The sequence below is a fragment of the Nocardioides pantholopis genome, from assembly GCF_003710085.1.
GTDB lineage: Bacteria > Actinomycetota > Actinomycetes > Propionibacteriales > Nocardioidaceae > Nocardioides > Nocardioides pantholopis.
On the sequence record NZ_CP033324.1, the window covers coordinates 1737319 to 1751651 of the forward strand.

Annotated in this window: 14 protein-coding genes; all 14 read left to right on the forward strand. The window is 74.2% G+C overall.

Annotation, left to right across the window (positions count from 1 at the left end):
• The first annotated feature begins 81 nt into the window (after nucleotides 1-81).
• Nucleotides 82-735, forward strand: a complete 654-nt coding sequence (gene pyrR / locus EBO35_RS08305; protein ID WP_241153977.1) for a bifunctional pyr operon transcriptional regulator/uracil phosphoribosyltransferase PyrR — start codon at nucleotides 82-84, stop codon at nucleotides 733-735.
• Complete coding sequence (locus EBO35_RS08310) at nucleotides 732-1709, forward strand: aspartate carbamoyltransferase catalytic subunit (RefSeq protein ID WP_122817302.1); 978 nt, start codon at nucleotides 732-734, stop codon at nucleotides 1707-1709. The genes pyrR and EBO35_RS08310 overlap by 4 nt, the downstream gene beginning before the upstream one ends.
• Nucleotides 1706-2995, forward strand: a complete 1290-nt coding sequence (locus tag EBO35_RS08315) for a dihydroorotase (RefSeq protein ID WP_122817303.1) — start codon at nucleotides 1706-1708, stop codon at nucleotides 2993-2995. Before EBO35_RS08310 ends, EBO35_RS08315 begins: the two co-directional genes overlap by 4 nt.
• Complete coding sequence (carA, locus tag EBO35_RS08320) at nucleotides 2992-4140, forward strand: glutamine-hydrolyzing carbamoyl-phosphate synthase small subunit (protein ID WP_122817304.1); 1149 nt, start codon at nucleotides 2992-2994, stop codon at nucleotides 4138-4140. The genes EBO35_RS08315 and carA overlap by 4 nt, the downstream gene beginning before the upstream one ends.
• The gene (gene carB, locus EBO35_RS08325) at nucleotides 4140-7487 is read left to right on the forward strand and encodes a carbamoyl-phosphate synthase large subunit (protein WP_122817305.1); all 3348 of its coding nucleotides are present in this window, start codon (nucleotides 4140-4142) and stop codon (nucleotides 7485-7487) included. Before carA ends, carB begins: the two co-directional genes overlap by 1 nt.
• Nucleotides 7484-8566 carry a quinone-dependent dihydroorotate dehydrogenase gene (locus EBO35_RS08330; RefSeq protein ID WP_241153926.1) on the forward strand — a complete coding sequence of 361 codons (1083 nt, stop codon included), beginning with the start codon at nucleotides 7484-7486 and terminating at the stop codon, nucleotides 8564-8566. The genes carB and EBO35_RS08330 overlap by 4 nt, the downstream gene beginning before the upstream one ends.
• Entirely contained in the window at nucleotides 8563-9390 is an 828-nt protein-coding gene (locus EBO35_RS08335) for an iron-sulfur cluster-binding protein (RefSeq protein WP_122819495.1), read from the forward strand. The genes EBO35_RS08330 and EBO35_RS08335 overlap by 4 nt, the downstream gene beginning before the upstream one ends.
• Nucleotides 9387-10277 carry a tRNA-dihydrouridine synthase gene (locus EBO35_RS08340; protein ID WP_122817306.1) on the forward strand — a complete coding sequence of 297 codons (891 nt, stop codon included), beginning with the start codon at nucleotides 9387-9389 and terminating at the stop codon, nucleotides 10275-10277. Before EBO35_RS08335 ends, EBO35_RS08340 begins: the two co-directional genes overlap by 4 nt.
• A complete protein-coding gene (gene pyrF / locus EBO35_RS08345) occupies nucleotides 10274-11107 on the forward strand; it encodes an orotidine-5'-phosphate decarboxylase (RefSeq protein ID WP_122817307.1) in 834 nt (277 codons plus the stop codon). The genes EBO35_RS08340 and pyrF overlap by 4 nt, the downstream gene beginning before the upstream one ends.
• Entirely contained in the window at nucleotides 11104-11568 is a 465-nt protein-coding gene (locus EBO35_RS08350; RefSeq protein WP_122817308.1) for a hypothetical protein, read from the forward strand. Before pyrF ends, EBO35_RS08350 begins: the two co-directional genes overlap by 4 nt.
• Nucleotides 11569-11706: 138 nt before the next feature.
• A complete protein-coding gene (gene mihF, locus EBO35_RS08355) occupies nucleotides 11707-12033 on the forward strand; it encodes an integration host factor, actinobacterial type (RefSeq protein ID WP_122817309.1) in 327 nt (108 codons plus the stop codon).
• Nucleotides 12034-12037: 4 nt separating this feature from the next.
• Nucleotides 12038-12613 carry a guanylate kinase gene (gene gmk / locus EBO35_RS08360; RefSeq protein WP_122817310.1) on the forward strand — a complete coding sequence of 192 codons (576 nt, stop codon included), beginning with the start codon at nucleotides 12038-12040 and terminating at the stop codon, nucleotides 12611-12613.
• An 11-nt stretch (nucleotides 12614-12624) separates the two neighbouring features.
• Complete coding sequence (gene rpoZ, locus EBO35_RS08365; protein WP_122817311.1) at nucleotides 12625-12963, forward strand: DNA-directed RNA polymerase subunit omega; 339 nt, start codon at nucleotides 12625-12627, stop codon at nucleotides 12961-12963.
• Nucleotides 12960-14240: a bifunctional phosphopantothenoylcysteine decarboxylase/phosphopantothenate--cysteine ligase CoaBC gene (gene coaBC / locus EBO35_RS08370; protein ID WP_122817312.1), complete on the forward strand. Its 1281-nt coding sequence runs from the start codon at nucleotides 12960-12962 to the stop codon at nucleotides 14238-14240. Before rpoZ ends, coaBC begins: the two co-directional genes overlap by 4 nt.
• Nucleotides 14241-14333 lie beyond the last annotated feature (93 nt).

Genomic DNA, 14333 nt, shown 5'->3' on the forward strand with positions numbered 1-14333 from the left:
ACCATGGCAATGTTCGACATCCTTTAACGAGCCGTCCTGTGAGGCGGAGAAGGAGGTCACGCACCTGTGTGTGCGCAGCCTGTGCCCGACCCGGCCCCCAGCGGCCGCGTGGTCCTCGACGCCCGTGACATCAGCCGGGCCCTGACCCGCATCTCCCACGAGATCCTCGAGCGCAACAAGGGCGCCGACGACCTCGTCCTGCTCGGCATCCCGAGCCGCGGCGTGCCGCTGGCCCAGCGGATCGCCGAGCGCATCGCCTCGGTCGAGGGGTACGACGTGCCCGTCGGCTCCCTGGACGTGACGATGTACCGCGACGACCTGCGGCTGAAGCCGGCCCGGGCGCTGATGCCCACCGACATCCCCGCCGGCGGCATCGACGGGCGGACCGTGGTGCTCGTCGACGACGTGCTCTTCTCCGGGCGCACGATCCGCTCCGCGCTGGACGCCCTCAACGACATCGGCCGCCCGCGTGCGGTCCGGCTGGCGGTCCTGGTCGACCGGGGCCACCGCGAGCTGCCGATCCGCGCCGACTTCGTCGGCAAGAACCTGCCCACCTCGCTGGTGGAGCGGGTCCGGGTCACGCTGGCCGGGATCGACGACGTCGACGCGGTCACGATCGAGGGCACGATCGAGGGCACGATCGAGGGCACGATCGAGGGCACGATCGAGGGGCCGGGCGCCACCGACCCCGTCGGCGCCGACGGACCCGACGGGCCGGACGGGGCAGAGCTGTGAACCGGCACCTGCTCAGCGCCGGCGACCTGACCCGCGACGACGCCGAGCTGGTGCTCAGCACGGCGGCCGAGCTGCGCTCGCTGGCCGACCGGCCGATCAAGAAGCTGCCCGCCCTGCGCGGGCGCACCGTGGTCAACCTGTTCTTCGAGGACTCCACCCGCACCCGGATCTCCTTCGAGGCCGCCGCCAAGCGGCTCTCCGCGGACGTGATCAACTTCGCCGCCAAGGGCTCCAGCCTGAGCAAGGGGGAGAGCCTCAAGGACACCGCGCTCACCCTCGAGGCGATGGGCGCCGACGCCGTGGTCATCCGCCACCCCGCCAGCGGCGCCCCGCACCGGCTGGCGCACTCGGGCTGGGTGCGCTCCAGCGTGGTCAACGCCGGCGACGGGACCCACGAGCACCCCACCCAGGCGCTCCTGGACGCGTTCACGCTCTGGCGGCACCTGGGCGGCTCGAAGCCCGGGGGCCTGGAGGGCCGCAAGGTCGCGATCGTCGGCGACGTGCTGCACAGCCGGGTGGCCCGCTCCAACGCGCTGCTGCTCAAGACGCTGGGCGTCGAGGTCACGCTGGTCGCCCCGCCCACGCTGCTGCCGGTGGGCGTCGAGACCTGGCCGGTCGAGACGTCCTACGACCTCGACGCGGCGCTGCCCAAGGCCGACGCGGTGATGATGCTGCGCGTCCAGCGCGAGCGGATGCAGGGCGGGTTCTTCCCGACCGCGCGGGAGTACTCGCGCCGCTACGGCCTCGACGGGCGCCGGATGGCGACCCTGCAGGACCACACGCTCGTGATGCACCCCGGCCCGATGGTCCGCGGCATGGAGATCAGCGCCGACGTCGCCGACTCCGACCGCTCCGTGATCGTCGAGCAGGTCACCAACGGCGTCGCCGTCCGGATGGCCGTCCTGTACCTGCTGCTCGGCGGCAGCACCCCCGCCGGCAGCACCCCCGGCAGCACCCCTGAGGGAGAGCAGTGAGCACCTACCTGATCAAGAGCGCAGCGATCCTCGGCGGCGAGCCCACGGACCTGGTGCTGCGCGACGGCGTGGTGGCCGAGATCGGCCCCGGCCTCGACGCGGCCGGTGGCGAGGTCGTCGACGCCACGGGGCTGGTCGCGCTGCCCGGTCTCGTCGACCTGCACACCCACCTGCGCGAGCCGGGCCGCGAGGACGCCGAGACCGTGGAGACCGGCACCCGCGCCGCCGCGATGGGCGGCTTCACAGCCGTGCACGCGATGGCCAACACCGAGCCGGTCGCCGACACCGCCGGCGTCGTCGAGCAGGTCTGGCGGCTGGGCCGCGAGGCCGGCCACTGCGACGTCTACCCGGTCGGCGCGGTCACGGTGGGCCTCCAGGGGGACCGGCTCGCCGAGCTCGGCGCGATGGCGGACTCCGCCGCCCGGGTGCGGGTCTTCTCCGACGACGGCAAGTGCGTGTGGGACCCGGTGCTGATGCGCCGCGCCCTGGAGTACGTCAAGGCCTTCGACGGCGTCGTCGCCCAGCACGCCCAGGAGCCGCGGCTCACCGAGGGTGCGCAGATGAACGAGGGCGAGCTCTCCGGCCGCCTCGGCCTGGCCGGCTGGCCGGCGGTCGCCGAGGAGGCAGTCATCGCCCGCGACTGCCTGCTCGCCGCGCACGTCGGCTCCCGGCTGCACGTGTGCCACGTGTCCACGGCCGGCTCGGTCGAGATCGTCCGCGACGCCAAGCGCAAGGGCTGGGACGTCACCGCCGAGGTCTGCCCGCACCACCTGCTGCTCACCGACGAGCTGGCCGCGACCTACGACCCGATCTACAAGGTCAACCCGCCGCTGCGCACCGCCGCCGACGTGGCCGCGCTGCGCGCCGGCCTGGCCGACGGCACCATCGACATCGTGGCCACCGACCACGCGCCGCACCCCCACGAGGACAAGGACTGCGAGTGGGCGGCGGCCGCCTTCGGCATGCTCGGCCTCGAGACCGCGCTGTCGATCGTGCAGGAGACGATGGTCGACCCCGGCCTGCTCGACTGGGCCGGCGTCGCCGAGCGGATGTCCCACGCCCCGGCCCGGATCGGGCGGGTGGCCGAGCACGGCCAGCGCCTCGAGGTGGGGTGCCCGGCCAACCTCGTCCTCTACGACCCCGCGGTGCGCCGGGTCGTCGACCCGGCCGGCTCGGTGAGCCTGTCCCGCAACACGCCGTACGCCGGCCGCGAGCTGCCCGGCCGGGTGGTCGCGACCTTCCTGCGCGGCGTTCCCACCGTCCTGAACGGAGCACTGGTCCGATGAGCAGCACCCCAGCACTTCTCGTGCTCGAGGACGGCAGGTCCTTCCACGGGGAGGCCTTCGGTGCCCGTGGCGAGACCTTCGGCGAGGCCGTCTTCAACACCGGCATGACCGGCTACCAGGAGACGCTGACCGACCCCTCCTACCACCGCCAGGTGGTCGTGATGACCGCGCCGCACGTCGGGAACACCGGCGTCAACGACGAGGACCCCGAGAGCGGCAAGATCTGGGTCGCCGGGTACGTCGTGCGCGACCCCGCCCGGGTGCCGTCCAACTGGCGCTCGGCGCGGCCCCTCGACGAGGAGCTCGCCGCCCAGGGCGTGGTCGGGATCAGCGGCATCGACACCCGCGCCCTGACCCGCCACCTGCGCGAGCGCGGCGCGATGCGGGTCGGCATCTCCACCACCGAGACCGACCCCGCGGCGCTGCTGGCCCGGGTCCGGGACGCGGCCCCGATGGCGGGCCAGGAGCTCGCCGACCAGGTCACCACCAAGGAGGCCTACGTGGTCCCCGCCCAGGGTGAGAAGCGGTTCACGGTCGCCGCGCTGGACCTCGGCATCAAGGCGATGACCCCGCAGCGGCTCGCCGAGCGCGGCGTCGAGGTGCACGTGCTGCCCGCGACCGCCACCCTGGAGGAGGTCCTCGCGGTGCAGCCCGACGGGCTCTTCTACTCCAACGGCCCCGGCGACCCGGCGGCGACCACCCACCAGGTCGAGCTGCTCCAGCAGGCGTTGGGCCGCGGGGTGCCCTACTTCGGGATCTGCTTCGGCAACCAGCTCTTCGGCCGGGCGCTCGGGTTCGACACCTACAAGCTCACCTACGGCCACCGCGGCATCAACCAGCCGGTGCTGGACCGCACCACCGGCAAGGTCGAGGTCACCGCCCACAACCACGGCTTCGCGGTCGACGCCCCGCGCGACGGCACCCCCACCGAGACGCCGTACGGCGCGGCAGCGGTCAGCCACGTCTGCCTCAACGACGACGTCGTGGAGGGCCTCGAGCTGCGTGGCCCGGACGGCGAGCTGCGCGCCTTCTCGGTGCAGTACCACCCCGAGGCTGCCGCCGGCCCGCACGACGCGGCGTACCTCTTCGACCGCTTCGTCACGCTCATGGAGTCCCGCACGGGCTCGACCACCGGAGGCAACTGATGCCGAAGCGCACCGACATCTCGTCAGTCATGGTGATCGGCTCCGGGCCGATCGTGATCGGCCAGGCGGCCGAGTTCGACTACTCCGGCACCCAGGCCTGCCGGGTGCTGAAGGAGGAGGGCCTGCGGGTCATCCTCGTGAACTCCAACCCGGCCACGATCATGACCGACCCGGAGTTCGCCGACGCCACCTACGTCGAGCCGATCACGCCTGAGTACGTCGAGAAGGTGATCGCCAAGGAGCGCCCCGACGCGCTGCTGGCGACCCTCGGCGGGCAGACCGCGCTGAACGCCGCGATGGCCCTGGCCGCCAACGGCGTGCTGGAGCGGTACGGCGTGGAGCTGATCGGCGCCTCGATCGAGGCGATCGACCGCGGCGAGAACCGCCAGGTCTTCAAGAAGATCGTCGAGGAGCTCGGCGGCGAGTCCGCCCGCTCGGCGATCTGCCACTCGATGGACGACTGCCTCGCGGCCGTCGGCGACCTCGGCTACCCGGTCGTGGTGCGGCCCTCGTTCACGATGGGCGGCACCGGCTCCGGCATGGCCTACGACGAGGCCGACCTGCGCCGCATCGCCGGCGCCGGGCTGGCCGCCAGCCCGACCACCGAGGTGCTCCTGGAGGAGTCGATCCTCGGCTGGAAGGAGTACGAGCTGGAGGTGATGCGCGACCAGGCCGACAACGTCGTCATCGTCTGCTCGATCGAGAACCTCGACCCGATGGGCACCCACACCGGCGACTCGATCACGGTGGCGCCCGCGATGACGCTCACCGACCGCGAGTACCAGAAGATGCGCGACCTCGCGATCGGCATCATCCGCGCGGTCGGCGTCGACACCGGCGGCTGCAACATCCAGTACGCCGTGAACCCGGTCGACGGTCGGCTGATCGTGATCGAGATGAACCCCCGGGTCTCCCGCTCCAGCGCGCTGGCCTCCAAGGCGACCGGCTACCCGATCGCGAAGATCGCGGCCAAGGTCGCGATCGGCTACACCCTCGACGAGATCCCCAACGACATCACCACCCGCAAGGACGGGCAGAGCACGCCTGCGGCGTTCGAGCCCACCCTGGACTATGTCGTGGTGAAGGTGCCGCGCTTCGCGTTCGAGAAGTTCCCGGGCGCGGACCCGGTCCTGACCACGCACATGAAGTCGGTCGGCGAGGCGATGGCGATGGGCCGCAACTTCACCGAGGCGCTGCAGAAGGCGCTGCGCTCCCTGGAGAGCAAGAGCGCCGTCTTCGACTGGCGCAAGGAGTGGGTCGAGCTCGACAAGGCCGCGCTGCTGGAGGAGATCGCGGTCCCGCACGACGGCCGGCTGAAGAAGGTCATGGACGCGCTCCGGGCCGGGGCCACGGCTGCGGAGATCTTCGAGGCCACCCGGATCGACCCCTGGTTCGTGGACCAGCTGGCGCTGATCAACGAGGTCGCCGCCGAGGTCACCGCGGCGCCCGAGCTGACGCCGGCGGTGCTGCGCCGCGCCAAGCGGCACGGGTTCTCCGATGAGCAGATCGGCCGGATCCGGGGGATGAGCGCGGACGTGGTCCGCGGGGTGCGCCACGCCCTGGGCATCCGCCCGGTCTACAAGACCGTCGACACCTGCGCCGCGGAGTTCGCGGCGGCCACGCCGTACCACTACTCCTCCTACGACGAGGAGACCGAGGTGGCGCCGCGGGAGCGGCCAGCGGTGATCATCCTGGGCTCCGGTCCGAACCGGATCGGGCAGGGCATCGAGTTCGACTACTCCTGCGTGCACGCCTCGCTGGCTCTCTCCGAGGTCGGCTACGAGACGGTCATGGTCAACTGCAACCCCGAGACGGTCTCCACCGACTACGACACCTCCGACCGGCTCTACTTCGAGCCGCTCACGCTCGAGGACGTCCTGGAGATCGTGCACGCCGAGCGCCAGGCGGGCCCGGTCGCGGGCGTGATCGTCCAGCTGGGCGGCCAGACCCCGCTCGGCCTGGCCGCGGGGCTGAAGGCGAACGGCGTGCCGATCGTCGGCACCTCCCCGGAGGCCATCGACCTGGCCGAGGAGCGCGGCGCGTTCGGCCGGGTGCTCGCCGAGGCGGGCCTGCCCGCGCCCAAGCACGGGCTGGCGGCCAGCTTCGTCGAGGCCCGCGCGATCGCCGAGGAGATCGGCTTCCCGGTGCTGGTGCGCCCCTCCTACGTCCTGGGCGGGCGCGGCATGGAGATCGTCTACGACGTCGACGCGCTCTCGGACTACATCGAGCGCGCCACCGACATCACCCCCGAGCACCCGGTGCTCGTGGACCGCTTCATCGACGACGCGGTCGAGATCGACGTGGACGCGCTCTACGACGGCACCGAGCTCTACCTCGGCGGCGTGATGGAGCACATCGAGGAGGCCGGCATCCACTCCGGGGACTCCTCCTGCGCGCTGCCGCCGATCACGCTGGGCGCCACCGAGGTCGACCGGATCCGCGAGGCCACGGAGGCGATCGCGCGCGGCGTCGGCGTGCGCGGCCTGATCAACATCCAGTTCGCGCTCGGCTCGGACATCCTCTACGTGCTCGAGGCCAACCCGCGGGCCAGCCGGACGGTGCCGTTCGTCTCCAAGGCGACCGCGACCCCGCTGGCCAAGGCAGCGGCCCGGCTGATGCTGGGGGAGTCGATCGCCGACCTGCGCACCGCCGGGGTGCTGCCGGCCACCGGTGACGGCGGCGCGCTGCCGCCCGGCCAGCCGATCGCGGTCAAGGAGGCGGTGATGCCGTTCAACCGGTTCCGCAGCCCCGACGGCCAGCAGCTCGACACCGTGCTCGGCCCGGAGATGAAGTCGACCGGCGAGGTGATGGGCTTCGACGCCGACTTCGGCACCGCGTTCGCCAAGGCGCAGGCCGCGGCGTTCGGCCCGCTGCCCACCAGCGGCCGGGTGTTCGTGTCGATGGCCAACCGCGACAAGCGGACGATGATCTTCCCGATCAAGGTCCTGGCCCGGCACGGCTTCGAGATCCTCGCCACCCAGGGCACCGCCGAGGTGCTGCGTCGCAACGGCGTCGAGGCGGCCGTGGTGCGCAAGCACCACGAGGGACCCGGTCCGGACGGCGAGCGCACGATCGTGCAGATGATCCTGGACCGCGACATCGACCTGGTGATCAACACCCCGTACGGCGCCACCGCCGGCGGCTCGCCGCGGGTGGACGGCTACGACATCCGCACAGCGGCGGTGATGAGCAACGTCGCGTGCATCACCACGGTGCAGGGGCTCGGCGCGGCCGTGCAGGGGATCGAGGCGCAGATGCGCGGCGACATCGGGGTGCGCAGCCTGCAGGAGTGGGCCACCCACGAGGGCGTGCCCGGCTCGCCGCGGACGAGCGGCGCATCGGCGTGAGCGCCTACCAGCGGCTCTTCGACTCGGTGCTGACCCGCACCGACGCCGAGCAGGCCCACCGTGCGGGGTTCGGCGCGATCCGGGCCGCCCGGCCGGTCCTCGCGGCCGTGGACCGGCGGCTGCCGGCGCGCGGGCCCGGCCCGGTGACCGCGATGGGCCTCACCTTCCCGCACGTCCTGGGGCTGGCCGCGGGCTTCGACAAGAACGCAGTCGGCATCGACGCGCTCGCGGCCCTCGGCTTCGGGCACGTCGAGGTCGGCACGGTCACCGGCGAGGCCCAGCCCGGCAACCCCCGGCCACGGCTGTTCCGGCTGCCCGCCGACCGGGCGATCGTGAACCGGATGGGCTTCAACAACGACGGCGCCGAGGCCGTGGCGCGGCGGCTGGCCGCGCGCCAGCAGGGCCTGGACGGGCTGGGCCGGCGCCGGCCCGGCCCGGTGCTCGGGGTCAACATCGGCAAGACCAAGGTGGTCCCCGAGGACGACGAGGCAGCGGTGCTCTCGGACTACCGCAAGAGCGCCGGGCTGCTGGCGCCGTACGCCGACTACCTGGTGGTCAACGTCAGCTCCCCGAACACGCCGGGCCTGCGCAGCCTGCAGGCCGTCGAGCGCCTGGAGCCGCTGCTGGCCGCGGTGCGCCAGACCGCCGACGGCGTCGTGACCGGCCGCCGGGTGCCGCTGCTGGTCAAGATCGCCCCGGACCTCGCTGACGAGGACGTGCTGGCCGTCGCCGACCTGGCGACGGCCTCCGGCCTGGACGGCATCATCGCCACCAACACCACCACCTCCCGGGCCGGGCTGGCCTCGCCCGACGCCGAGGTGGCGGCGGTCGGCGCTGGCGGCCTGTCCGGCCGGCCCCTCGCTGAGCGGTCCCTGGAGGTGCTGCGGCTGCTGCGCGGCCGGCTCGGGGACGGTCCCACGCTGGTCGCGGTCGGCGGCATCACCACGGTCGAGGACGCGCGCGCCCGGCTCGACGCGGGGGCCGACCTGCTCCAGGCCTACACCGCCTTCGTCTACGAGGGGCCCGGGTGGCCGCGGCGGATCGTCCGGGGACTGGGCCGGGGGCCGGCCCGGTCGTGACGCCGGTCCATGTCACGGGGGAGGTGCTCGCCAGCCGCACGGCCGGCGGGTACCAGCACCTGACGGTGCTCGCGCCCGGCGTGGCCGAGCGGTTCCGGCCCGGGACGTTCGTCGCGGTCTCGGTCGGCTCGGCCCCCGACGACGAGCTGCCCGGCGCCCGGCTGGGCCGGCGGGCGCTGTGGGTGCACCGGGTCCGCCAGGTCGGTGGTCGCGGCCAGGCCCTCCAGCTCGTCGTCGCGCCGGTCGGCCCGGGCACCCGCTGGCTCGCCGGCCTTCCGGTCGGCGCCCGGCTCGCGGTGACCGGGCCGCTGGGCCGGCCCTTCGCGCTGCCCAAGGAGGCGGTGCCCTGCGTGCTGGTCGGCGAGGGGTACGCCGCGGCGCCGATGTTCGCGCTGGCCGAGCGGCTGCGCGAGCGCGGCTGCCCGGTCACGCTGGTGCTGGCGGCCCCCGACGAGGCCCGGCTCCTGGACGCGCTGGAGGCCCGCCGCTCCGCTCGGGCCGTCACGGTCGTGACCGGTGACGGCTCGATCGGGACGCACGGCCGGGTCGCGGACGTGATCGGCGAGGTGATCGCGCGCGCCGACGCGGCGGTCGTGTACGCCGCCGGGCCGACCGCCACCCTGCACGCGGTCGCCGTCGCGGCCGAGGCGGCCGGTGCCTGGAGCCAGACGGCAGTGGAGCAGCCGCTGATCTGCGCGACCGGCCTGTGCCACGGCTGCCCGGTGCCGGTGGTCGGCGAGGACGGCGTGGCCCGCACCGTGCGCGCCTGCGTCGACGGCCCGGTCATCCGGGGCGACCGGGTCCGCTGGGGTGAGCTCGGATGAGCGGGCCCCTGCACTGGCCGCCGAGCGGTCGGGCGATCCCCGACCTGGCCCTGCGCAGCCCGGTCCTGGTCGCCGCCGGGTGCGGCGGCACGGGCCGCGAGCTGGCGGCGTACGCCGGGCTCGACGGGGTCGGCGGGTTCGTCACCCGCTCGATCAGCCTGGACCCGCGCCCCGGTGCGCCGGTGCCGCGGCTGCTGGAGACCCCCTCGGGGCTGCTGCACGCCACCGGCCACCCGAACCCCGGCCTGGAGCCGTTCCTGGCCACCGAGCTGCCGCCGCTGGTGCAGAGCGGCGTCCGGGTCGTGGTCTCGGTCGTCGCCTCCTCGCTCCAGGAGTACGCCGAGCTCGCCCGCCGGCTCGGCAACGCGCCGGGCATCGCGGCCCTGGAGGTCGACCTCGGCGCCCCCGACGCCGCGGCCCAGGGACTCCTCGAGGCTCGAGAGCCCGCCACCGCCGCGGACGTCGTCGCGGCGGTCGCGGGCGCGCTGCCGCGCGGCCTGCCGGTGCTGGCCAAGCTGCGCCCGGACCTGGCCCGGGTCGTCGAGACCGCCCGCGCGGTCGCGGGGGCCGGTGCCGGCGCCGTGGTCGTCGGCAGCGCCCAGCCCGCGGCGATGCCCGACGGCCGGCCCGCCGGCCTGAGCGGGCCCGCGGTCCGGCCCCTGGCGCTGCGCTGCGTCACCGAGCTGCACGCCGCCCTGCCCGACCTGCCGGTGCTGGGCGCCGGCGGCATCACGACCACCGCCGACGCCCGGTCCTTCCTGGCCGCGGGCGCCACCGCGGTCCAGATCGGGACCGCGCTGCTCCACGACCCGACCACCGCGGCCCGGATCGCCGCCGACCTCACCGCCGACCAGGCTGCCGACAACCCCGAGGAGACCGCCCGATGACGAGCCCCGTCCCGTTCGGCACCCGCCTGCACGCCGCCCTGGCCGAGCGCGGCCGGCTCTGCGTCGGCATCGACCCGCACGCGGCGCTGCTGCGGGCCTGGGGGCTCTCCGACGACGTCGCGGGCCTGGAGCGGTTCGCGCTCGGTGCGGTGGCGGCCGTGGCGCCGTACGCCTCGGTGGTCAAGCCGCAGTCCGCCTTCTACGAGCGCTTCGGGAGCCGCGGCGTCGCGGTCCTCGAGCGGGTGATCGCCGAGGCCCGCGCCGCGGGCGCGCTGGTGCTGCTCGACGTCAAGCGCGGCGACATCGGCTCGACCTCGCAGGCCTACGCCGACGCCTACCTGGACCCGTCCTCGCCGCTGGCCGTCGACGCGATCACCGCCAGCCCCTACCTGGGCTTCGGCTCGCTGGACCCGATGGTCGAGACCGCGCGCGCCCACGGCGCCGGCCTGTTCGTGCTGGCCCTGACCTCGAATCCGGAGGGCGCCCAGGTCCAGCGGGCCCGCGCCGCCGACGGCAGCACCGTCGCCGGGGAGGTCCTGGACCGGCTGCGCGCCCTCAACGCCGACGCCGGCCCGCTGGGCAGCTTCGGGGCGGTCGTCGGTGTCACGGTCGGCGACCCGGGGGAGGACCTGGACATGGGCGGCCCGCTGCTCGCCCCGGGGTACGGCGCCCAGGGCGGCACCCTGGACGACGTGCGCCGGGTCTTCGGCGCGGTCGCCGACCGGGTGCTGCCGAGCTCCTCGCGCGAGGTGCTCCGCCTCGGACCGGACCCCGCCGCGCTGCGGGACGCCGTACGACGCACCAACGACGAGCTCGCGGCGCTGGGGTGAGGCCGGTCCGGACAGCGGCCCGGACGGCGGGCGCAGCGCTGCTGACGGCCGCTCTGGGCGGCGTGGCCGGCTGCGGCCAGGACGACCCCGCCGCGGCGTACTGCGGCCTGGTCGAGGAGCACCAGGCCGAGCTGACCGACATCGTCGGCGGCGGCGGCCCGGACGCGCTGCTCGGCGCGCTGGGCATCTTCCGGGAGCTCCAGGACCAGGCGCCGCGGGATCTCGCCGACGAGTGGCAGCAGGTGGTGGGCCGGGTGGCCGCGCTCGACGAGGCGCTGCGTGCCGCCGGCCTGGACCCCGCGGCGTACGACCGGGAGCAGCCGCCGGCCGGGCTCACCGACGCCGCGCGGGCGCGCGTGGACGCGGCCGCCCGGGAGCTGGTCGCCCCGGCCACCACCGCCGCCGTCGGCGGCCTGGAGCAGCAGGCCCGCGACGTGTGCGGCACCCCACTGGTGCTGTGAGGTGCGCCGCTCCCGCCCGCTGGCGCTCCACCGCGGACGGGTCGGGGCGATTGCCCGGGTCGGACGCTTCTGACTAGGGTGACTAGCCGGCGCACGAGCGCCGTCGACAGCCTCGCCGACCGAAGGACCGCATCCACCGTGGCACTGCCCCCGCTCACCCCAGAACAGCGCCAGGCAGCGCTCGACAAGGCGGCCGCGTCCCGCCGCGAGCGGGCCGAGATCAAGAACCGGCTGAAGAACTCGGGCGCCTCGATCGTCGACGTGCTGCGCGAGGGCCAGGTCAACGAGGTCGTCGGCAAGATGCGCGTGATCGACCTGCTGCAGTCGATGCCCGGGCTCGGCAAGGTCCGCGCCCGCCAGGTCATGGAGCGCCTCGGCATCGCCGAGAGCCGCCGGGTCCGGGGGCTGGGCACCAAGCAGGTCGCGGCCCTCGAGGCCGAGTTCGCTCCTCGCGACTCGGCCTGACGGGGTGTCGAAGCAGCGCTCCCGGCTGGTCGTGCTCGCCGGACCGACAGCTGTCGGCAAGGGCACCGTGGCCGCCGCGGTGCGGCAGGACCACCCCGACGTGTGGATCTCGGTCTCCGCGACCACCCGGCCGCCGCGCCCCGGCGAGGAGAACGGCGTCCACTACTGGTTCGTCTCCGACGCGGAGTTCGACAAGATGATCGCCGAGGACAACCTGCTGGAGTGGGCAGTCGTCCACCACTCGGCGCGCTACGGCACGCCGCGCCAGCCGGTCGAGCTCGCTCTGGCCTCCGGTCGACCCGCGATGCTGGAGATCGACCTCCAGGGTGCGCGGCAGGTCCGGCGCACGATGCCCGACGCGCTGTTCGTCTTCCTCAAGCCTCCGTCGTGGGAGGAGCTGGTGCGCCGGCTGGTCGGTCGCGGCACCGAGAGCGCCGAGGAGCGCGAGCGCCGACTGGTCACCGCGCGCGAGGAGCTGGCGGCCGAGTCGGAGTTCGACGTGACCATCGTCAATCACGAAGTTCACGCTGCAGCCGGTGAGTTGGTAGCCTTGCTGAAGCATTCCCCAACTGATCTGTGAGGCGTTTTCGCGTGTCTGGACCCATCATCGACGCACAGGGCGTCACCAACCCTCCGATCGACGAGCTGCTGACCAAGACCGACAGCAAGTACAAGCTGGTGCTCTACAGCGCCAAGCGCGCCCGACAGATCAACGCGTACTACTCCCAGCTGGGCGAGGGCCTGCTGGAGTACGTCGGTCCGCTCGTCGACACCCACGTCCAGGAGAAGCCGCTCTCGATCGCGCTGCGCGAGATCAACGGCGACCTGCTGACCTGTGAGGACGTCGACCCGGCCGAGCTCGCCGCGGAGGAGGCCGCCACCAAGGCTGCCGCCGCCGACGCGGGTGCCGCGTTCGACACCACCGAGTGACCGACCCGCTCGGCGACCACGACCGCGAGGCCGCTTCCCCGACGGGGGAGCGGCCTCGGGTCGTGCTCGGCGTCGGCGGCGGGATCGCGGCGTACAAGGCCTGCGAGCTGCTGCGGCTGTTCACCGAGTCCGGGCACGACGTGACAGTGGTGCCGACCGCGGCGGCGCTGGAGTTCGTCGGCGCCCCCACCTGGGCGGCGCTGTCGGGCAAGCCGGTGGCCACCGACGTCTGGCACGACGTGCACCAGGTTCCGCACGTGCGGATCGGGCAGTCGGCCGACCTCGTCGTGGTCGCGCCGGCCACCGCCGACCTGATGGCCAAGGCCGCCCACGGGCTCGCCGACGACCTGCTGACCAACACCCTGCTCACCGCGCGCTGCCCGGTGGTGCTCGCCCCGGCGATGCACACCGAGATGTGGGAGCACCCCGCGACCCGGGACAACGTCGCGACGCTGCGCTCCCGCGGCACCCGCGTCATCGAGCCCGCCGAGGGCCGGCTCACCGGCAAGGACACCGGCAAGGGCCGGCTGCCCGACCCCGCGGAGATCTTCGCCTTCGCGCTCGACGTGCTGGCCCGCGCCGCCGTGCCCGGCCCGGCCGCCGACCTCGCCGGGCGCCGGGTCGTGGTCTCGGCCGGCGGCACCCGCGAGTACCTCGACCCGGTGCGGTTCCTCGGCAACCGGTCCTCGGGCCGGCAGGGCTACGCGCTGGCCCGGGCCGCCGCGGCCCGGGGCGCCGAGGTCACGCTGGTCGCCGCGAACGTGACGCTGCCGGACCCCGCCGGCGTCAAGGTCGTGCCCGTCGAGACCACCGCCGAGCTGCGTGTGGAGGTCCTGGCCGCGGCCGAGACCGCCGACGCGGTCGTGATGGCGGCCGCCCCGGCGGACTTCCGCCCGGCCGCCGTCAGCGAGGCCAAGATCAAGAAGGCCGGTGACGGCTCCGCGCCGGGCCTGGACCTGGTCCAGAACCCCGACATCCTCCACGAGCTGAGCCACCACCGCGGGCGGCCGGACAGCGTGGTGGTCGGCTTCGCCGCCGAGACCGGGGACAGCACCGGCAGCGTCCTGGAGCTGGCGCGGCACAAGCTGGAGCGCAAGGGCTGCGACCTGCTGGTCGTCAACGACGTCAGCGGCGGCGCGGTCTTCGGCAGCGCCGAGAACGAGGCGGTCGTGCTGGCCGCCGACGGCGCCGCGGTGGAGGTGCCGCGCGGCACCAAGGCGGCGCTGTCCCACGTCATCTGGGACCAGGTGGCCGCCCGGCTGCCCGGAACTCGCTGAGCCGACCCACTGAGACGATCCGACCTGCGGGCACACGCGGCGTTATCGTGTCCGCGACATCCGGTGACGGGCACCTCGCCCAGCACCTCGACC